This window comes from Halobellus sp. (assembly GCF_042218505.1).
In the GTDB taxonomy this organism is placed as follows: Archaea; Halobacteriota; Halobacteria; order Halobacteriales; family Haloferacaceae; genus Haloquadratum.
On sequence record NZ_JBDGQZ010000028.1, the window covers coordinates 1 to 19,267 of the forward strand.

Below are 19,267 nucleotides of genomic sequence, written 5' to 3' on the forward strand. Positions count from 1 at the left end.
ACGAGTGCAGGCTGGACGGTGATACGTCGGTAGACGACTTCCTCTTCGTCGGCGTGAGGAAGACTCATCCCAGTTGCGATGTACCAGCGGGGAGATGTGGTGAGGAGATATCGCTACACGTAGGCTTCAAACTCCTCTCCGAACGCGAGGAAGTAGCCGGTCCCAACGACGCCGATCACCGCTGCGATCGTGAACGCGATTTCCGGACTCACAAACTCCCAGAGATAGCCGCCGAGCGCGGCACTCGGGATGACGACCGTGTTTCGCAGGAGATAGTACGTGCCGGTGACGCGCCCCCCAGCACCTTGCTTAGCGGGGCCGACGATCAACGCCTTGTGCGAGGGCAAGCCGGCGAACCGAAGCCCGGAGAACGCGAAAATGAGGATCATCGCCCACGAGAGCGGCATCACCGGGGCGAGGACCTCCGGTCCGCTGATGAGCACGACGGGAAAGAGGGCGTAGACCGCGAATCCGAGTGCGACGACTGGCTTGAGCCCGACACGTTCGGCGGCCTTCGAGGCCGGCGTCATCGAGAGAAGTGCGATCAGCATCTCGATCCCGAGCAGATAGCCAAAGAACGCCTCCGGCGAGAGATCGATGCCGTACGAGAAGCCGGCCAGCGAGAGTGTCGTCTCGAACCCGACCTCGTAGAACTGCGTGATCACCAGCACGAAGAAAACGTATACCATCCCGTTTGCAAATCGGACGAGCGTGTCGCCGACGAGCAGTGGGCGGAGCGGTTCAGGCATCTCACGCAGGTCCCGTCTGACTTGCTCAATACCCTCAAAGGAGTCGCCGATCGAGTCCTCGCTGGCGTCGTAGAGGACGTGCTGGGCGACGGTCCCGACAGTGCCGAAGACGACAGCCACGGCGAGGACGGACTGGAAACTCACCGTGAAGTTCGGATGGAAGCCGATCAGGACGGCCGCAAGTACCGGGCCGATGAGGAACGCCGTCCGGCGGAACGTCTCGGTGCTGGCGAAACCGGCGGCCAATCGTGAGGGCTCCGTCGCTTGCTTGACGACCGCGAACGTCGCGCCCAGGCCGAACGACTTCCACCCTTGCGCGAGCAGTAGACCGGCGAAGATCCAGATCCAAGACGGGATCGTGACCCCGGCGACGGTGATCGCGCCCAGATTTGGCGCGACGAGCCAGACCCCGAATCCGAGCGTCGAAATCAACCCGAACAGCGTCAGTGCATACCGCGATCCGATGCGATCCGAGATCGCCCCGCCGGGATACGGGAACACCGCCGAGACGACGTTGCCGACGGTTCCGAAGAGGCCGACTACAATTCCCGATGCCCCGAGCGCGACGATGTACTCGGGGAGGAACCGGTTGGTCATCTGGAAGCCGAGACTGAACGCGAACATCGCCAGCGATAGCACCAGCACGTCGCGTTCGAGGGCGAAGAACTGCCGAAACGTATCCAACGGGCTCGATTCGTCCGTCTCAACCGTGATTTGGTCCTGACTCATAGTCGTCTTCGTGTCGAGCGTCGTGTGAGTTCGTGGTTGGTGAGTTGTCGGTCTGTCATAGGACCAGGAAGTACCACGCCGTACCGATTCCGCCGCCGCCCAGAATCAGATACGCCGCGTGGGTGCCGCGGACGAACAACCCGAACGTGACGGCGGCGAGGGCGACAGTGAAGATATCCACGAACGATTCCGCGGCGAGCGTGACAGTCGCACCGAGGATGGCGCCGACGACGGCGGCGTTGACGCCGGTCAACGCAGTCTGGATCACGTCGTTCTCGCGAACCCGCGCGAAGTACGGGAAGAAGCCCATAATGAACACGAACGACGGGCCGAACGCACCGATTGTGGCGACCAGCGCTCCCAGGATCGCGATCCACACGACACCGCCGGAGGCGTCCAGCAACAGTTTGTAGCCGACGAACGCCGTCGTCATCACGACGGGACCGGGCGACAGTTGACCGATGGCGATGCCATCGACGAACTCTCGAGCGGTCATCCACGCGAACTCGTTGACGACGTACTTCTCGATGAACGGAATGAGGACGAGCCCGCCGCCGTAGATGAACGACCCCGTGTAGAGCATAAAGAGGAACAGCTTCACCCACGGGTTCGCCCAGAGGGCGAGGGCAATCCCCCAGAGTGGACTTGCCTCGATGGCGGTCCGGATGCGTGGGCCGACCAGCTCGAGTACGCGACCTCGGAGCGCATATAGCCCACCGAGGACGGCTGTCACGGCGCCAGTCGTGGTGATTCGCTTCACGTTTGCTCGCACCCAGTCCGATCGATAGAGTGCGACAGCGATGAGTCCAGCAATGATGAATTCGAGGACCGGGTTCGGGTTTACCGTCGCCGTCGCGACGATCGCAGCCACGAGAAGTGCGACTAATAGGAAGTCGATTGACCAGGTATCTGAACCGATACTGAATTCGGCGTGGTCTTGACCATCGGCGAGGGCGCTCTGTGCCATCGAGTAGGCGGCGCCGACGATGAGCCCGATGACGACAGGATTGATTCCGTAGAACGCTGCTTCGACGGCTGGAAGCGTCTGGTAGGCGAAGTACAGCCACGAGAAGAAGACGACGAGGACGAACGTCGGGAGCATGAAGAAGAAGCCGGCGACCAGGGCACCCGGGTTGCCGGCGCGAATCCAGCCCATAAAGATGCCAAGCTGTGTCGACGCCGGCCCGGGAAGCATGTTACAGATCGCCAGTCCCTCCATGAAAATCGACTCGTCGGTCCAGCCGCGGGAGTCCTCGCCGACGAGGTCGTCTTCCATCATCGCGATGTGGACGAGTGGGCCGCCGAATCCGACGATTCCGATGAACAGGAAGTAGCGGGCGATCTCGACGAGCTTCGTCGGGCTCGCCTGCCCGCTGTACTCCTCGACGGCGGCGGTTATCTCCGCGTCAGCCATCGTCGTAGCACGTACCGAGAGGTGGTCTGACGTTTTTCAGTACTGTTTGAGACACGATGCTGTTCACACCTACTGCTCTCGGTCCAGTGTAAATAGTATTCCTATTACTGCATAGTATATCTGATGTACTTTCGACCGATTTTACTCCCTCCCTCCCCATCACGACCCATATGACCGGCCGCAAGAACGCGATGCTGACGACCGAAGACCGACGGTGGTTGACCGGTGAGAAGGTCTACGACGGGCAACACGCGAAACAGCAGCGGTATCAGCGCCGGCGCGACATCCGCGAACGCGTCTACAACTCGATGCTCGATTTCTCGATTCTGCTCGATGACCTCGATGATGACGAGTGGGTCGAGATATTCGGTGAGATCTCTGACGGGGGCCGACGGTGGCAGAATGCGGATCAGGACCTCCGGATCGGGGTTCGTGATGGACTCGCGTTTCTTCTCCGAACGGTCGGCATCGCAACGCTGATGCGCGAGGGGGGGACAGCGGAGAGAACGATTCCGGAACGGATGTTCACGACCGCTCTTCGTCGCGCCGGGTACCGGGACGGGCTGCTCGTCGATGCGGTCTCACTGGACATCGATGCGACGGACGTAGGGATCCCGGAACTGCTTGAGGGTCTGCAGTCGGACGAACCCCTGTCCCCTGGGAGTCTCTATCTTCTGATGGAGAGTGGCGTTGTCGACACCGACGTGGTCGAAGAGTGCCTGCGAGAGCAACTCTCCGATGAGGAGATGGAGGGGGTGTGACAGCGATGTCAATCACCTCGAAGCGGGAACTGTTCGACCGCGAACTCCGGAAACTTTACCACGCCGAGATCGAAATTCTCGATCTCCACGGCGACCTCTCCGATGCCGCTGCGAGCGACGAGGTACGAGCGATTTTCAGCGGTCACGAAGGCGACACGGTCGGTCAGATCGACCGCATCGAGGAAATCTTCACCGTCCTCGATATGGAGCCCCGAGAGCAGGGAAGCCCGATTATGGAGGGTCTACTCGCCGAGAAAGACCAGTTCGTGGCCGAAGTCGAGGACGACGACCTTCGGGATCTGGACGTGATCAGCATCGGGATGATCAACGAACGACTCGAGATCACGCTTTTGGACCGACTACTGCTGCTCGCAGAGGAACTCGAACTCCCGGAGCCCACGGCTGAGAACTTGGAGGTGAACCGGTCTGAGGCACAGGCGGCTCTCGGGCGGATGCAGCAGTTCCTCAAAGACCGCCGCATCGATGGATAGGGTTGCGGCGAGGAGCCCCCCGACACCCAGCAGAGGGCGCTGAAAGCACACCGCGGCGCGGCTGCGCGGCGTCAGAGCACCTGAACGCCCAGGATACCGACCAGTCCGAGAAGCGAGAGGTACGTCGAGCGAAGGACGATCGGACGGAGCAGTTCGCGATTGATACCGACCGCGAGCCACACTTTCACGAGGATGCTGGCGAGCGTCCCGGCGAGGACGCCCTGTGCGGCGATCGCAGGAGAGATCTGCCCGGTACTCGCGAGCGAGACAGCCGTCGTGGTGGTGGCGCCGCTGGAGAGCAGTCCCGAGAGAAAACTCGTCACGAGGAACCCCGCTGTCCCGAAAGTCTGCTGTGCGCCCGCAGTGACGACGAGGACGACGAGAAACAGGAGTCCGAACGTCAGCGCGTTGGTGCCGTTGAACGGCGAATCGAGATCAAGATCGATCTCTCCGCCCCAGTCGCGCTCGTAGCCCATCAACAGCACGCCGCCGACGGCGATGAGTCCGAGCGGGAGGCCGACGCTGAAGGCCGACTGCGGGACGAACGCGACCACGATGACGAGATTCCGGACAGCCATCGCGGCGTCGGCGATCAGGACCGTCGCAATCGCGAGGTCGAACGTCCCGGCGTTCGTCTTCGCCCGGTTGGCGATCTCGCCGATGACGGCGGTGGAGTTCACCAGTCCGCCAAAGAAGCCCGTAGCGAGCATCCCTCGGCCACCGTACCGTTGCATCAGCGCGTAGTTCACGAAGCCGATTCCGCTGACCGCGATGACGAGCAGCCAGATGAGTCGAGGATCGATAGCGTCCCACGGGCCGTACGTGCCGGGGGGCAACAGGGGGTAGACGACGAACGCGATGATCGCGAACTCCGCCGCGCTGCGGACCTCTTGGTGGGAGAGGCGGTGGGCGAACGTGTGCAGTTCCCGGCGGAGCACCAACAGGAACGACGACGTGATCGCGATGACGACGGCCACGAGGACGTAGTCGTTCCCGACGAGGGCCCCGACGACGTACGCGACGAGAAGCGACGTCGACGTCGTGAGTGCGAGACTCCCGATATCGCCGGCAGAATCGCCAGCGTCGGGCGGGTCGGCGGAGCGACCCGGATCTCTGGCTTCGGCGAGGAGTCCCCGAGCGCCTAAGAGGACTCCTTGCACAAGGACCAGAAGGCCCCCGATAGCCAGGAGAACGGAGCCCCCGACCGTGGCCGCCGCGACGCCGAGGAGACTCGTGAGTGTGAAGGTCCGGATCCCTGCGGACTTGTTCGACCACTCGCGTTCTAGACCGAGCAACATCCCCAGCGCGCCCGCGACGAAGAGGTGGAAGGCGTTCGGGTCGATCGGGATGGCCTCGGTACCGAACGCGGCCATCGTCACCACCCGAAGGGGACGCTCGTAGTGGCTGGCGATACCTCGTCGAATATAGTCATATGTATACATATGTTATCTATGTATAGTATATAGTTTTTGCACTGAGCGGTCGGCATCGGTTTTAGGCTCGCCGAAAATTCGAAAGGGACTTCAATATTTAGGCTGGCCTAAGAGTATGTCGCGCGAACGAAGCAGGACGGAGCGGACGACACGGCGAGAATACCTCCGGTACGGCGTTGGTATCGCGACCGCAGGAGCACTCGCGGGGTGTAGCGGCCAATCGGAGAGCGCCGACGCGGACCCCGCCACGGCGACGGCGATGGGCACACAAACCGTGGCCGACACCGGGACCGGAACCGAGACGTTCTATGGGGAACCCTACAGCGCCGAGATTGTCCCCGTCGGCACGGTCACCCTCGAGTCGGTCCCGGAGACGTGGGTCGCGAACAACGGGAGCTGGGCCGACATGGGGATCGCACTGGGACAGGAGCCGCCGGCGGCTGTCTGGCTGCCGAGCCGCTATCACACGCAGTACTACGACGGGATTCCCGGCGTCAGCGTCGACGGGAGTGAGATCCAGAAGCTGTGGGGCGATGGCGGCGTCGGGAAGGAACAGTTCTACGCGCTGGGCGCCGACGTACACGTGTTCGATCCGAACTTCCTCCTGAATCGCGGTCAGTGGACCGAAGACGATATCGAGGAACTCCGCACGCGGGTCGGCCCGATCTTCGGCAACAGCGGCTTCTCACGGAACTACACCTGGCACGAGGAGTACCGGTATTACACGCTGTATGAGGCCTTCGAGAAACTCTCACAGGTGTTCCAGGAAGGCAAGCGTTACGAGGCGTTTGAGGCCATCCACGACGACTTCCAGGCGGTACTGGCCCCGGTAATTCCCGCGCGCAGCGACCGACCCTCGGCCGCCGTCGTCTGGGGCGGCGGCGATCAGCCCGAGACGTTCTACCCATACGTCATCGATGAGGGAACGAGTTTCAAGCATCTCAACGATCTCGGAGTGAGAGACGCGCTGGCGAACAGCGACGTGAAGGACTTCTACGCTAGCCGCGGGGCGATCGATTTCGAGACGCTACTCGACGTGGACCCCGAGGTCCTACTGATCCGGGGGCAGGAGGCAAAATCGCGGGCAGAGTTCCGCGAGACGGTCGTCAAATCTCTGCGACAGCACGAGGTCGCAAGCGAACTCACCGCCGTCGCGAACGACGACGTCTACCGCGCTGGCCCGCTGTATCAGGGCCCCATCACGAACTTGGTCGTAACCGAGCGGCTCGCAGGCGAACTGTACGAGTTCGACGGGGAACTGTTCGATCGCCAGCGCGTTGCCGACGTCGTCACCGGGGACATCGAGTGATGTGCCGCGATCCCGGTTCCGAGCGTCGCAGGTGGCCCGATGACGACGGCTGACGGATCGAGGACGGCCGACGCCGGGCGGACGAGGTCGTGGCTGCACGGTTTCGATAGCGCCCTGCTCACGCTCTGTCTCGGGAGCATACTGGTCGTCGTCGCCGGTGCATTGATACAGGTGAGTTTCGGGTCGTACTCGATGTCGGCGGTCCGTGCGTGGCAGGCCGTGTTTGATCCCGGGATCGTCCTCGACCCGAACGTCTGGGCTGCGTTCGTCACGGGCGGGACGCTCCCGGAGATGACCCACGAGAGCCTCATCATCTGGAGCATCCGCCTGCCGCGCGTCTTCGTCGCCGTGCTGGTCGGGATGAACCTGGCCGTCTCTGGGGCGATCTTCCAGGCGGTCACGAGAAACGAACTCGCGAGCCCGTTCATCCTGGGCGTCTCCTCCGGGGCGGGGCTGGCGATTCTGTTGACGCTCGTGGTCTTCTCAGGGCTGTCAGCGTTCCTCCCGCTCATCGCGGCCGTCGGTGGAGCCGGAGCGTTCCTCCTCGTCTACGCTGTGGCCTGGAAGAGCGGTACCTCGCCCGTGCGACTCGTCCTCGCCGGCGTGATCGTCGGCACGGTGTTTCAGTCGTTACAGACGGGGCTGTTCTTTTTCGCTGGCGACATCAGGGTGTCATAGAAGGCTTCCCACACAAACAGGAATCGCTCAGTACAGGTGAAGCACAGATTGTTCGATGTGAGAATGGCAAGCGACAGCTCAAACGATTTTACTCTTCTGCATATAGCAACGTCCGCTTGCACTCGGGGCAAACATATGGAACTGGTGTGAGCGTCCCCGACATCAGCTGGTCAAAGAATCCACCGTCCGTTGAAACGATTGATGGCTGTCCGTGGCTTTCGTTCAGCTTCATTCGTTCTAATGGCTCGTCACAGTCTGGGCACTGTTTCTCAGAGGGCATATACATAGGAAGCGACATTCATTCACATAATAGCTACGACAGTATTCCTTCTGCAACTTGCTGTGTGCATATAGCAGATCTCAGTACGCAGACTCGTTCTCTCGGCGGATTCGTCGTGATCGGATGTGAGATCAAAGCGGAGAATCGTTCAGTAAGGGCGCTTATCAGTCATAACGTCGAAACTGCTGGCGAAAAGTCATTAACCACGAATCTGCTTATACTGTCGGACAGAACTATGTGAGAATTATCGGCACTTCGTGGGTGCCAAAATGATTCACGAACTTCTGTCCGACAGTATTAGTAGGCAAAATACTAATGTTATAATTTGACTTATCAAATATATGCCCTCCATCGTAGACAAACTAAAAAATTTTAGAGGAACACGTCCAGCACAGGCTATTTCGGCCGCGATGTTTCTTGCATTAGGATTGTACAGTCTGTTCTATGAGCCTGGGGTACTCACGCTCATTTTCGGTGTCTTGTTTTCTGTTGTCGGAGTACTCGCAGTCTACAAGCTGATTGTCGGGGAGAGCATCGTGCAGTCAATTTCGTCTTAGTTCCCCTTTCATCAAATCCGATTGCTTAGAAGCACGCGCGATTCTACACATTGCACCCGCATACAATCTCTCACGGCTGATTCGGCGGTGAGACCGTGAAAGAAACACCGTGGCAACCCTTCTATGACACTCTGTGGCGACATCGGTGTCGTTCAGTCGGCCATCGCCTGGACAACCGGTTCGCTGACGGGCACCGACTGGGCGCAGGTTCGGATGGCGCTGCCGTGGACCGTCGCGGCGATGGGACTCACGCTCGTGAGTTCGCGACAGTTGAACGTCCTCCTGCTGGGTGAGAGCACCGCGAAATCGCTGGGGATGTCGGTCGAGCGGGTCCGATTCGCCCTCTCGGGGATCGCGGTGCTATCGGCCGCCGCGAGCATCGCTGTCGCTGGCATCGTCGGATTCGTCGGACTGATCGTCCCGCACCTGGTTCGGAACGTCGTCGGCAGCGACTGCCGTCGGTTGGTCGTCGGCTGTCTCTTCGCCGGGCCGGCACTGATGATCGCCGCCGACGTCGGGGCGCGACTCGGACTACAGGTTTTCTTCGGTTCCGCGACGCAGGTGCCGGTCGGGATCGTGACTGGGCTGCTCGGTGGCCCCTACTTCCTCTATCTGATGCAGCGCCAGGACGCGCTGGGTGAAATCTGATGCGAAGCCCGTTCGAACGGCTGAAGAACGGCGAACCGGATGAGGAGCGCGGTGAAGAGCCGAGCGGCCGGTGTGGCGACGAACGGAGCGATAGAAGGGACAGACGGAACGACAGAGAGTCCGAGCACCAGAACGAGAGAGCACCGGATCAGCGGAACGAGAAGGAAGCCCACGAACGAAACAGCAAAGAACCGCACGACCAGAGCGGCGGAACCGGGAGCCACGACGCGGACAGCAGACGCAGCGAGCGAGTCGGTGACGACATCCAGTCAGATCCCGCGGACGGGCCGGCAGACCATCCTGCGGCAATCGAACTGCGCGGGGAGGACCTCGCAATCAGCTATCCGACGACCGACGAACCAGTCGTCGAGTGCAAGATGGTCCTCCTCCCTGCGGGCGAGGTCACCGCCCTCGTCGGTCCCAACGGCAGCGGAAAGAGCACGCTGCTGAAGACGATGGCCGATCAACTCGCGCCCGACGCGGGGCAGATCCGTCTTGACGGCGAACGGATCCAGTCACTTGATCCGAAAGACCTCGCGCGGCGACTCGGTCTCCTCTCACAGGAGCACGACTCACCCACGAGCCTCACGGTCGAGGACCTGGTGTATCACGGCCGGTACCCCCATCGGGGGGTCTTCGAGTCCCTCGACGAGACTGATCGCCGGGCGGTCAACCGCGCAATCGGCCTGGCGGGCGTCGAGGACCTCCGCGATACCGAACTGAAGAACCTCAGCGGCGGCCAGAAGCAACTCGCGTGGATCGCAATGACTCTCGCACAGGAGACCGACGTCCTGCTCCTCGACGAGCCGACGACCCATCTGGACCTCCATCACCAACTCCGCGTGATGGAGGTGATCCGGACGCTCAACCGCGAACAGGGCGTCACGGTCGGCGTCGTGCTCCACGACATCGGGCAGGCCGCGCGCTTCGCCGACACCCTCGTCGCGATGAAAGCGGGGGAGCCGTACGACTGGGGTCCCCCCCGGGACGTCGTCACCGAAGAACTCCTCTCTGACGTGTTCCAGGTGGAAGCCAGCGTCGACAGCAACGCCCCGACGGGACCGCACGTCGCCCCGTACCGTGCACTCGGCGACGAGTAGGCCGGCGTGAGAGATGGCGGCACAAAGACTCGACTACGGGGGGCGGCACAGGCGCGTTGCGCGCGGCGCGAGTGGGCCCGGTGCCGACAACGACCTTCCGGGCGTCGAAGACCCGACCTGCGAAGCCTGGCAGTGAGGAGTATACAGTGTGCCACTACTCGAGAACGAAACCGAACACGACCCTGCTGATCAACTACGACTGGGCGTGCGAGTGCTACCGCGCCGGCATCGCCAACAACTGAGTTCCCGAAGAGGTCCCGATGCAGGACGACATCACCCAGTCGAATGGCGACGACCTCACCAACTCCGAGCGGCGACTCGTCGAGTGGAGCCTCGGATTCTTCTCGACGGCGGGGTCGCTGACGGCGAACAATATCGTGCTCGCGCTGTACGAGAGTGCCGACAGTACCTCCTCAGACAGGCCTACGAGGAGGCCATCGACGCGGACATCTTCATCTGCTGCGGTGACTCGCTCGGGTTCGATCCCGAGTGCCTCTACGGGATGTACGACCGCATCCCGTCGATCGAGCCGAAAGACGAGTTCGTCGTCGGTCTCACGCGGAGCCTCGACGACCGGGAGTTCCAGCTGAAACGAACCGAAGACGTTCGAGGCCTATTGCGGGATCTCGTGGGCTTCGGCGTCGATCTGACCAATCAGATCCGTCGGGAGCACTCCGAGACGTGGACCGAGGAGTTCGGCCGCGAGGTGCGCGACCTCGTCGAGACCGCGGTCGATCTCGAACAGCACTACGCCCGCGAGGCCTGCCCCGAAGACGTCCCCGGAATGGGGCCCCGAGCAGTTCTCCGAGCACGTCGAGCAGGACACAGACCGCCGGCTCGGCCAACTCGATCTTGAAGAGAGCTGCGAGACGGACAATCGGTTCCCGTGGATGAGCGAGACGGCCGATCTCGACAAGGAGAAGAACGTCTTCGGGACGCAGGTGACCGAGTACCAAAGCGGCGGGTCTCTCGAGTGGTAGAGGCGACCCTGTAAAACCGTTACTGGGCACCGACTGCGTCTTCGAGCCGGTCGCGCCGCCGCCGACACTCTCGGATCCCGCGGAGGAGCGCGTCGAGCGCCGGATACGTGGTGTCGCAGTCACCGAAGAGGTACTCGACGACCGTGTCGTGAGAGATGCCCGCCTTCACGTCAGCGGCGGTCACGGCGTCCAGCGTGGACTGACGCGCGCGGAGCGCCGTCTCGAGTTCGTCCGCGAGATTCACCGCCGACGTGCGGCGGTCCCACAGTTCGCCGTCGTCGGCCAGGAGTAGCGTCGAATCGTCCGCCGAGGGGAGCGAGCGGTCAGCACGTTTCAGTGCCTCGATCACATCGTCCAGCGACGATCGCTCGCGGGCGAGCGCCCGGAGCATCACTCGGCTCTCCGCGAGGCGCTGGCTCACGTGATCGAGGATCGCCTGACGCAACGGCGCAGTGAACCGGTTTCCACCGCCCTCGGCGGCGAGCGCGACAGCGACTTCGGTGCTCAGTTCGCTCGCCAGCGCGCCGCGCACCCCGGCCGACACCGTCACGTCGACGTGGGGGACGACCTGCTCTTCGAAGGCCGAGCGGATCCGACGACATCGGTCGCCAGTCGTTCCGGTAGCACCGGCCGTCCAACCGGACGACGTCGGGCGTGCCTCGACGCCGGCAGCCGAGACCGGGTCGGTCTCGACGACCGTCTGTCGGAACTGCTCGAAGGCCTGGTGCTGGCGCTCGGTGGCGCGTCGCTCCCCCCGGACGTGCTGGCGCGCGTCGGTCAGGTCCGAGACGGCGACCGTGACGTCAGGCACGGCAACGCCCCTCCCGCGCTGAGTGCAATCGGCGAAGTCCCAGACGCGACCGTCGAGACCCCGGGCGCGGCGCGGCGGCAATCCGTCCGATCCACGCGGGCGATTCTGCCTCGTTCATAGTTTAGGTATACCTAAATTATCGTATAATCTTTTCGCTGCGCGGTACCGGCGCGGTCGATCCCCGGGTTTTTGCTCGCGCCTGTCGGAGTGTCGGTATGCGCGCAGCAGTCTATCACGGGCCGCGAGACGTCCGTGTCGAAGACGTTCCCGAACCGGAACTGGACGGCCCGGACGAGGCGCTCGTTCGAGTGACGCACACTGCCGTCTGCGGGTCGGACCTGTGGTTCTACCGCGGCGAGAGCGACCGCGATCCGGGGTCGACAGTCGGTCACGAACCGATGGGGATCGTCGAGGCCGTCGGCGACGACGTCCGCTCAGTAGCGCCCGGGGATCGGGTATTCGCGCCGTTCAAGATCAGTTGTGGCTCCTGTGAGTTCTGTCGAAAGGGGTTGCACACCTCCTGCATTGAGGGGGACAGTTGGGGCGGCGACAACAGCGGTGCCCAGGGCGAGAAAGTCCGCTGTCCCGACGCCGACGGGACGCTCGTCCGGGTGCCGGATCGCTACGCCGACGACGAGGACGCCCTCCGGTCGCTCTTGCCGCTTACCGACGTGATGGGGACGGGCCATCACGCGATCGTGAGCGCCGGCGTCGATGCCGGAGATGGGTGCGTGGTCGTCGGCGACGGCGCCGTGGGGTTGTGTGCCGTCCTCGCTGCGCGCCGGCGTGGCGCGTCGCGAATCGTCGCCGTGGGTCACCACGCGGACCGCCTAGCGGTCGCCGAGGAGTTCGGGGCGACCGACGTCATATCCGAGCGCGGCCAGGCGGCCATCGACCGTGTGCTGGACCTCACCGACGGCGGGGCGTCGCACGTCGCCGAGTGCGTCGGCGCTGCGTCGTCGATGGAGACGGCAGCGGAGGTCTGCCAACCGGGCGGCACCGTCGGCTACGTCGGCGTCCCGCACGGCCTCGATGGAGGCCTCGACCTCTTCTCGTTCTTCGGTAACAACGTCACACTGCGGGGCGGCGTCGCTCCAGTGCGTGCGTACGCGGAGGAACTGATGGCCGACGTGCTACAGGGAACGCTCGATCCCGCGCCGGTGTTCACCAAGACGGTCGATCTGGAAGACGTCGAAGCGGGATACCGCGCGATGGACGAGCGCGAGGCCATCAAAGTACTCGTCGAGGTGTGAGCGTCCGTTCGGGGCGCAGAATCGACGTTGAGGTCATCCCGCAGACCTGCCCGGCGTTGACGTTATTCTTCAGGTCTATCCAGTATCGTCGCTGGATATCTCGCACATTCGGCGTCGTCGCCGGCCGTCTCGGCTACTGGATGTGGTCGCCGGGCGTCTCACCTACTCGACGCCGCCGACGCCCGAGGCCGCATCGGGGAGGTCGTACGCCGTCGCATCGAGTCCAAGTTCTTCGAGGGCGGCTTTTATGTGCTCGTCTTTGGCGTAGTCCGCTCCGTCTTCGACGCGGAGTTCTTGGGCCTTCGCGAGCACCTCGCCCCGGCGGTCGTCAGGGACGTCGTACTTGTCGGTGGACAGTTCGATCACGAGGCCGTTGTTGTCGTGAGTGTAGAGCGAGAAGAAGATCCCGCGGTCGAAGACGTTGTAGTCGCGGCCAGCGTCGTCAAGAGCGGCGGCGACGTCCTCGAAGTCCTCGGGCGCGATACTGAAACAGAGGTGGTGAACCGACCCCGTGCCGCCACGCTGCGGCCCGTGGTTTGAAGCGCGGTCGCCGACGAACACCGTAAGAATGCGGCCGTCGCCGGTGTCGAAAAACAGGTGCGTCTGTGACGGGTCGTCGAGATTCGGTTGTCGCAGGACGAGCGGCATTCCGAGCAGGTCGCGGTAGAACGCGACGGTGTCTTCCTCGTTACTGCCCCAGATAGTGATGTGATCGGTGCCCGTCGTGCGAAACGGGCTGTCGGGCTTCTCAGCAGTGACTGGCGTTTCGTCGCTCATACCACTCATAGCACCGCCACAGGCATAAAGAACGGAGTGACACCAGTGTCACCGCGCAGCGTCGGCGTCCCGCGATCAGTCAGCGGTCGTCCCCACGAACGTATCTCGACGGTACCGGCACTGATCACAAAAGAACTGCGCGTAGCCTGCTGGTTGGACGCCCGTGAACGACATCTCCTCGCCGCAATCGGGACACCACTGGTCGTCGACACGGGACGGTCGCTGAATCGACATACGGTGAGAGAGAGTGACCCACACATATTACAGTTGCGATTGATGATGATCGTTAATCCACATTACTAACCGAGGTCAAATCGACGAACCGCATCAAAAGGCGGGGGCGCTCAGTACCGCGAAGGGAGATACGCGAAGCCGATCATAAAGACCGCCGTGAGGAACGAAAGGATACTCACGCCCCAGAGGCCGTTCTTGTGGAGGGTGTACTGGTCGATCTCCTGAGTCTGCTGGTTGTAACTCTCGAAGTCCTGAGTCAACTGCAGCGTCGACTCGTCCGGGAAGTGTGCGAGGTACGTCTCGCCGCTGAGAGTGACGTTGTCGTGGTTACCGACGCCGATCGTGTTCGTTCGAGGTGCGTTCCACGCCAGCGTGACCGACTCCGTGGTCACGGAGGCGACGGTGGAAGCGTTGCCCTGGTAGTCGAGGCCGTCGCCCTGGGCGTACGTCCGCGTCCCTGGTTCGGGGAAGTACTCAGTGGCGGGCACGAGCTCCGACCCGTTGATCACGACGTACTGGGTACCGTTCTGGGTCACCATCTCGTTGCTGGCATCGGGGTCGTCCTGTAGGATCGCCGTCTCGTTGAGGTCTTCACGGAGCGTGAACGACGTTGGCTCAGAGGCGTTTTCGACGAGAACGCGCCACTCCTGGCCGTCGTAACTCTGTGTGGTGTTGTTCTCCCACGTCGCGGTGTATCGCGCCGAGTCGTTGGTGTACCGCAGTTCGCCCTCGACGACGGTCGTCGCCGCGCCACCGTGGCCGCCGCCCTGCTCGGAGGTAGAGATGCTCGAAGCCGTGTACGTCTGTCCACCGACTTGGAACTGGTCACCCTGCGCGAGCTCGTACTCCGGATTCTGGAACTCGACGTGTGGCGCCTGCGCCGTCGCGACAAGGGAGTACGAGGCCGCACCGATGACGATGAAGAGTGCGACGTAAATCGCCGCGGCACGTCGTTGCATATCTCCGGATTTGACCAGGTGGCGTATAACGGTTACCGTTTTCGCAGACGAGTGAGAACCGCGAGATCCGGCGAGAGCATCGAGGCACGCTCTCTACTGACCCCCCGGTCTGTGATGCGATTTCAGCACGGACGCGACGAAGTTAGTGCGCCTGTGGACCAACCGTGTTCAGTCGGCAGCGACGACCCAGCACACGCGAGGAGGTACCGAGGGAAGCGCCGAGACGGGCACAGTTCACCATTATTAATCGTTAGATATGCGTCGCTTCGAAGTCTACTTGGGCATCTATCCGATGGTCTTCCTATGGGAATTTCGGATTTATTGGATCCACAGAGTATCGCGGTCATCGGGGCGTCGGCGACGCCGGGGAAACTGGGTAACGACGCAATGGCGAACGCGAAAGAGTTCGACGGCCCCGTCTATCCGGTGAACCCGTCGGCCGACGGAACGGTCTACGGATACGAGTTCGTCGACTCTGTGGTCGAGACCGACGCCGACCTCGCACTCTGCTGTGTCCCGGCCCCGGCGACCCCGGGAGTCATCGAAGACTGCGGACAGGCCGGCGTCGGGGCCGCGGTCGTCTTCGCCGGTGGTTTCGCAGAGGCCGGTGAGGCAGGCGAAACGCGGCAGACGGAGATCAGACAGGTGGCCGAGGAGTACGACATCGCGGTTCTGGGTCCGAACACGGCCGGCCACATCATGCCCCACAAGAACATCTTCAGTTCGTTCGTCCCCGGCTTCGACGAGATCGAGCAGGGTGACGTCGCGGTAGTCGCCCAGAGCGGCGGTGTCGGCGTGACGGCGACGTTCCAGTTGGAACGGGAGGGGTACGGCATCTCCGGGATGTACGGGCTGGGAAACCGCGTGAACACTGATTTCGCTGACGTCATCCCGAAGCTCGACGAAGATCCCCAGACGAAGGCGATCGGACTCCACATCGAGGGAACGACCGAGATCGACGAGTTCGCCGAGGTCGTCTCGGACGCGACCACCCCGATCGTCGCGCTCAAATCAGGCAACCGGATGCGCGACTTCGTGCAGGCGCACACGGCCGCACCGAACCAGACGTACGAACGCTACGAGGAGATCCTCACCACCAACGGCGGGGCGATGGCCGATTCGGTGACGGAACTCCTCGATGCGAGTCGGGTACTCGCGAAGTCGCCCACCCCCAAAGGCCCTAACGTCGGTCTTGTCACCGCACAGGCTGGCCCCGGTATTATGATGGCCGACTACCTCGCAGAGCGAGGAGCTACCTTCCCCGAACTGACCGCTGGGACCCAAGAGCGACTCGACGACCTGCTCCTCGGGTTCACCTACGACGAGAATCCCGTCGATACGGGCCGACCGATGCCCGCGTTCGGCGAGGTCATCGACACGGTCGCCCGGGACGACACCGTCGACATCGTGCTCGTCTACGAGATCTTCGAACACTCGCTCGGCTACCCGGTCGACGAACTCGAAACGCTCTCTGAAGAGGTCGACAAGCCGATCGTCTTCACCGTCGCCGGTCCGTATGAGCCGCTCGAACCGGATCGAAAACGGATGGAGGAACTCGGGATTCCGACGTTCGATGCCCCGGAGCGCGGGGCGTACGCCACGTCGGTGCTCGTTGATTCGGCACGCTGAGTCACCTCGCGGCCGCCAGGTCAGCCACGAAGATTCCAGGCCCCGGAGAGTCGTAGGGACGGAGTCAGTCGGCCGGTGCGACGGACCGCTCTTTGCCGGCGCTGATGACGCCGTCCTGAAACACGGACTGTCGTGCATAAAAGAAGTAGACGTAGGGCACCTTCGCCATCACGTCCAGGAAGACAAACGTGAGATCCGCCCCGGCGAGCGTGACGTACTCCAGACCCGCCGGACCCATAAGCCAGACGAACGGGTAAGCGAGCCACAGCAGCCCGATGTGGTTCTTCAGTAGGCTAAACAACCCGATCTGACGCGGGTTGTCCGGCACCTGCTTGGGGAAGACATAGTAGAGCCAGGCGAACAACGAGAGGTGGAACAGCGACGAGATTCCGAAGAACGCCCACTTGGTGAGCCCAGTGGTGAGGACTGCCCCGGCGCCGAAGACGATCATTAGCGCGTCGGCGATCATCACGCCAGCGATGGTGCGCCGTGACGCGCCGGCCACGAAGCCAACGAACCCCACCAGTAGTGGGGTCGTCACGATCCAGTCGAGATACCGGAGGCCGACGAACTGGGTCCCGTTGACCGAGATTGTCCCGATCCCCAGCGCTATCCCGATGTACGAGAGTCCGGCGAACCCGGGGATGATTGCGATGTACGCGAGCCACGAGCGTGCTTCGCTCTCTCCCACGGATTTGTAGAGCAGGGCGGCTATCGCCGTTCCGCCGGCGAAGGCGGCGGTCGCAGCCCAATGGGCCAGCGTCGATGGCTCCATCAGTCGTCACCTCCTGCGAGGGCGCTCGCGGGACTGGCACTGGTCGGCTGCTGGGAGATAGTGAACGTATCGATTTGAGTTTGCAACCGCGCGACGGCGGTGTCGCGGAACTCCGACATCGAGTCGGAAACCGACCCGATCACCTCTTGCTCGGAGCGGATCACCTCGACCGCTTCCGTCGCGTTCGTCGCCGTCTGGTCGCTGATCGACGTGACGTCGTCGACGGTCGTCGCCGTCGACTGGATGGTCTCGGCCTGTCGGTCGGTTGTCTGGTCGATGTCCTCCAGCGAGTTGGAGATCTCATCGACCGAGTCGGCGATCGTCTCGATGTCGCTCAGCGCGGATTCGACGGTGTCGGAACCGGTGCGGACACGGTCACGCGTCCGCTGGATGGACTTCGTCACTGCCTCGGTCTGGTCGGTCGCTTCGTTGACCATCTCGGCGATATCGTCCGCTCGCGACTGGGTCTTCTCCGCAAGCGACTTCACTTCGTCAGCGACGACCGCGAAGCCGTCCCCGACGCCATTGCCCCCGCTGGCTCTGGCGGCCTCGATAGAGGCATTCAGCGCGAGCACGTTCGTCTGCTCGGCGATGTCAGAGATGATGTCGGTGATCTCGGTGATCTCGCTTGCGGTCTCGCGGAGTGCTTCGACCTGCTCGACGGTCTGTTCGACGTCGTCTTCGATCAGGTCCATCTGGTCGAGCGCCGACTCGGCCGAGTCCTGTGCGTCGCCGCTCGCCGTTGCCACCTCGCTGCTGCGTTTTGAAAGACTGGTAACTGTCGCGGCGATCTCCTCGGCCGACGCGCTCACTTCACCGATGTCGGCTGCGACCGATTCGAGTTGCGACTGCTGTTCGCTGGCCCCGTTTTTGATCTCCTCGGAACGGTCGACGGCCCCCGAGACGCGGTCTTCCACGTCGCGGGTGGCCGTCGTGATCTCCTCGGTCGTCGCCTCGACCTTTGTCGAGACGTCTGCCACCGTCTGGACCGTTTCTTCGAGGTCGTTCATCATCCTGTTGAACGCGACTGCGATGGTTTCCATCGCCTCGTTCTCTGTCCCTGTGTCCAGTCGCTGGGTCAGATCACCGGTAGCCGCTCGTTCCATTGTCTGACCGTACCGTTGGGCGATCTGCCGGTACTCGTCGGTCATCTTCTGCGCCTCGGTTTGCGCCGTCTCGACCTGTGAGATCCGCTCGTTCAGCGACTGGCGCATATCGTCGATGTCCTGTGCGAGTTGCCCGAACTCGTCAGTTCGTGTCGACGCGACCGTCGTGCCGAGGTTTCCTTCGGCTACTTTCTCGGTCTGCTTCGAGAGTTCTTTTACACTCGCCACGCTCTCAGCGGCGTTGATCGACCCGAGTGTGAGCAGCCCTGCGATACCGGCGACGATTGTAGACGTCACGTCGCTCGTCGCGACCCCAACTGCGATGATAAGGGCCCCCGTGGCGACGTATGCGACGCCAAGTTTTGCTCCGTAACTCCTCCGAATCATCGATACGACCATACGCCGTCTGTATCATCACACATATATAAGAGACAGCGTCGGGCTATCAGTGGTGATAATGGACTATCAGATCCTGTTCTCTGATACTGACACCTACCGGGCGTCGTTCTACGACTGGTGGTCTGATCGCGTGGTGATTGGATGTCATTGGAGACGTTTATTCCGCTAGAATATGTTTTGAGAGCCAAGGGCCGG

16 protein-coding genes and 3 pseudogenes are annotated in these 19,267 nt (G+C 62.6%); 10 read left to right on the top strand and 9 right to left on the bottom strand.

Features of this window, described 5'->3' with window-relative positions:
- Positions 1–113: 113 nt before the first annotated feature.
- Both ABEI27_RS09150 and chrA read right to left on the bottom strand, forming a co-directional pair.
- Positions 114–1,478, bottom strand: coding sequence for an MFS transporter (locus ABEI27_RS09150; protein ID WP_375799096.1), 1,365 nt, complete (start codon positions 1,476–1,478; stop codon positions 114–116).
- 55 nt (positions 1,479–1,533) lie between these two features.
- A complete protein-coding gene (chrA, locus tag ABEI27_RS09155; RefSeq protein WP_375799097.1) occupies positions 1,534–2,892 on the bottom strand; it encodes a chromate efflux transporter in 1,359 nt (452 codons plus the stop codon).
- Between the two features lie 170 nt (positions 2,893–3,062).
- Here chrA and ABEI27_RS09160 point away from each other — a divergent pair, with 170 nt between their 5' ends.
- Together ABEI27_RS09160 and ABEI27_RS09165 are read left to right on the top strand one after the other, a co-directional pair.
- On the top strand, positions 3,063–3,653 hold the full coding sequence (locus ABEI27_RS09160; RefSeq protein WP_375799098.1) for a hypothetical protein: 591 nt from the start codon (positions 3,063–3,065) through the stop codon (positions 3,651–3,653).
- Between the two features lie 5 nt (positions 3,654–3,658).
- The gene (locus tag ABEI27_RS09165) at positions 3,659–4,144 is read left to right on the top strand and encodes a DUF892 family protein (protein WP_375799099.1); all 486 of its coding nucleotides are present in this window, start codon (positions 3,659–3,661) and stop codon (positions 4,142–4,144) included.
- Between the two features lie 71 nt (positions 4,145–4,215).
- On the opposite strand, the gene ABEI27_RS09170 is transcribed toward ABEI27_RS09165, so the two are convergent.
- Entirely contained in the window at positions 4,216–5,517 is a 1,302-nt protein-coding gene (locus ABEI27_RS09170; RefSeq protein ID WP_375799100.1) for an MgtC/SapB family protein, read from the bottom strand.
- Positions 5,518–5,692: 175 nt separating this feature from the next.
- On the opposite strand from ABEI27_RS09170, the gene ABEI27_RS09175 reads away from it, so the two are divergent.
- The 6 genes and pseudogenes from ABEI27_RS09175 (at position 5,693) to ABEI27_RS09200 (ending at position 11,129) form a co-directional block, all read left to right on the top strand.
- Complete coding sequence (locus ABEI27_RS09175) at positions 5,693–6,886, top strand: ABC transporter substrate-binding protein (RefSeq protein WP_375799101.1); 1,194 nt, start codon at positions 5,693–5,695, stop codon at positions 6,884–6,886.
- A gap of 39 nt (positions 6,887–6,925) precedes the next feature.
- Positions 6,926–7,558 (top strand): annotated as a pseudogene (locus ABEI27_RS09180) (FecCD family ABC transporter permease); the annotation flags it as partial.
- Between the two features lie 981 nt (positions 7,559–8,539).
- Positions 8,540–9,049, top strand: a pseudogene (locus ABEI27_RS09185) (FecCD family ABC transporter permease); the annotation flags it as partial.
- Positions 9,050–9,312: 263 nt separating this feature from the next.
- Entirely contained in the window at positions 9,313–10,149 is an 837-nt protein-coding gene (locus ABEI27_RS09190; RefSeq protein ID WP_375799111.1) for an ABC transporter ATP-binding protein, read from the top strand.
- 13 nt (positions 10,150–10,162) lie between these two features.
- Complete coding sequence (locus ABEI27_RS09195; protein ID WP_375799102.1) at positions 10,163–10,285, top strand: hypothetical protein; 123 nt, start codon at positions 10,163–10,165, stop codon at positions 10,283–10,285.
- A 10-nt stretch (positions 10,286–10,295) separates the two neighbouring features.
- Positions 10,296–11,129, top strand: a pseudogene (locus tag ABEI27_RS09200) (ribonucleotide-diphosphate reductase subunit beta).
- A gap of 19 nt (positions 11,130–11,148) precedes the next feature.
- Here ABEI27_RS09200 and ABEI27_RS09205 read toward each other — a convergent pair.
- The gene (locus ABEI27_RS09205; RefSeq protein WP_375799103.1) at positions 11,149–11,940 is read right to left on the bottom strand and encodes a hypothetical protein; all 792 of its coding nucleotides are present in this window, start codon (positions 11,938–11,940) and stop codon (positions 11,149–11,151) included.
- A gap of 215 nt (positions 11,941–12,155) precedes the next feature.
- On the opposite strand from ABEI27_RS09205, the gene ABEI27_RS09210 reads away from it, so the two are divergent.
- A complete protein-coding gene (locus tag ABEI27_RS09210; RefSeq protein ID WP_375799104.1) occupies positions 12,156–13,193 on the top strand; it encodes a zinc-dependent alcohol dehydrogenase family protein in 1,038 nt (345 codons plus the stop codon).
- 162 nt (positions 13,194–13,355) lie between these two features.
- Here the strand turns inward: ABEI27_RS09210 and ABEI27_RS09215 are convergent, their stop codons facing one another.
- From ABEI27_RS09215 to ABEI27_RS09225, 3 genes are all read right to left on the bottom strand, one after another.
- Entirely contained in the window at positions 13,356–13,970 is a 615-nt protein-coding gene (locus ABEI27_RS09215; RefSeq protein ID WP_375799105.1) for a VOC family protein, read from the bottom strand.
- Between the two features lie 75 nt (positions 13,971–14,045).
- Positions 14,046–14,204, bottom strand: coding sequence for an HVO_2142 family zinc finger protein (locus ABEI27_RS09220; RefSeq protein ID WP_375799106.1), 159 nt, complete (start codon positions 14,202–14,204; stop codon positions 14,046–14,048).
- Positions 14,205–14,314: 110 nt separating this feature from the next.
- Positions 14,315–15,163: a hypothetical protein gene (locus ABEI27_RS09225; protein WP_375799107.1), complete on the bottom strand. Its 849-nt coding sequence runs from the start codon at positions 15,161–15,163 to the stop codon at positions 14,315–14,317.
- A 303-nt stretch (positions 15,164–15,466) separates the two neighbouring features.
- Between ABEI27_RS09225 and ABEI27_RS09230 the strand changes: the two genes are divergently transcribed.
- Positions 15,467–16,792, top strand: coding sequence for a CoA-binding protein (locus ABEI27_RS09230; RefSeq protein WP_375799108.1), 1,326 nt, complete (start codon positions 15,467–15,469; stop codon positions 16,790–16,792).
- 64 nt (positions 16,793–16,856) lie between these two features.
- On the opposite strand, the gene ABEI27_RS09235 is transcribed toward ABEI27_RS09230, so the two are convergent.
- Both ABEI27_RS09235 and ABEI27_RS09240 read right to left on the bottom strand, forming a co-directional pair.
- Positions 16,857–17,567, bottom strand: coding sequence for a bacteriorhodopsin (locus tag ABEI27_RS09235; protein ID WP_375799109.1), 711 nt, complete (start codon positions 17,565–17,567; stop codon positions 16,857–16,859).
- Positions 17,567–19,072, bottom strand: coding sequence for a methyl-accepting chemotaxis protein (locus ABEI27_RS09240; RefSeq protein WP_375799110.1), 1,506 nt, complete (start codon positions 19,070–19,072; stop codon positions 17,567–17,569). Before ABEI27_RS09240 ends, ABEI27_RS09235 begins: the two co-directional genes overlap by 1 nt.
- Positions 19,073–19,267 lie beyond the last annotated feature (195 nt).

What these genes read in the sequence shown, in the direction of transcription:
- ABEI27_RS09150 (WP_375799096.1), bottom strand. Translation starts at nt 1,478, where the DNA reads ATGAGTCAGGACCAAATCACGGTTGAGACGGACGAATCGAGCCCGTTG.
- chrA (WP_375799097.1), bottom strand. Translation starts at nt 2,892, where the DNA reads ATGGCTGACGCGGAGATAACCGCCGCCGTCGAGGAGTACAGCGGGCAG.
- ABEI27_RS09160 (WP_375799098.1), top strand. Translation starts at nt 3,063, where the DNA reads ATGACCGGCCGCAAGAACGCGATGCTGACGACCGAAGACCGACGGTGG.
- ABEI27_RS09165 (WP_375799099.1), top strand. Translation starts at nt 3,659, where the DNA reads ATGTCAATCACCTCGAAGCGGGAACTGTTCGACCGCGAACTCCGGAAA.
- ABEI27_RS09170 (WP_375799100.1), bottom strand. Translation starts at nt 5,517, where the DNA reads ATGGCCGCGTTCGGTACCGAGGCCATCCCGATCGACCCGAACGCCTTC.
- ABEI27_RS09175 (WP_375799101.1), top strand. Translation starts at nt 5,693, where the DNA reads ATGTCGCGCGAACGAAGCAGGACGGAGCGGACGACACGGCGAGAATAC.
- ABEI27_RS09195 (WP_375799102.1), top strand. Translation starts at nt 10,163, where the DNA reads ATGGCGGCACAAAGACTCGACTACGGGGGGCGGCACAGGCGCGTTGCG.
- ABEI27_RS09210 (WP_375799104.1), top strand. Translation starts at nt 12,156, where the DNA reads ATGCGCGCAGCAGTCTATCACGGGCCGCGAGACGTCCGTGTCGAAGAC.
- ABEI27_RS09215 (WP_375799105.1), bottom strand. Translation starts at nt 13,970, where the DNA reads ATGAGCGACGAAACGCCAGTCACTGCTGAGAAGCCCGACAGCCCGTTT.
- ABEI27_RS09220 (WP_375799106.1), bottom strand. Translation starts at nt 14,204, where the DNA reads ATGTCGATTCAGCGACCGTCCCGTGTCGACGACCAGTGGTGTCCCGAT.
- ABEI27_RS09225 (WP_375799107.1), bottom strand. Translation starts at nt 15,163, where the DNA reads ATGCAACGACGTGCCGCGGCGATTTACGTCGCACTCTTCATCGTCATC.
- ABEI27_RS09230 (WP_375799108.1), top strand. Translation starts at nt 15,467, where the DNA reads ATGGGAATTTCGGATTTATTGGATCCACAGAGTATCGCGGTCATCGGG.
- ABEI27_RS09235 (WP_375799109.1), bottom strand. Translation starts at nt 17,567, where the DNA reads ATGGAGCCATCGACGCTGGCCCATTGGGCTGCGACCGCCGCCTTCGCC.
- ABEI27_RS09240 (WP_375799110.1), bottom strand. Translation starts at nt 19,072, where the DNA reads ATGGTCGTATCGATGATTCGGAGGAGTTACGGAGCAAAACTTGGCGTC.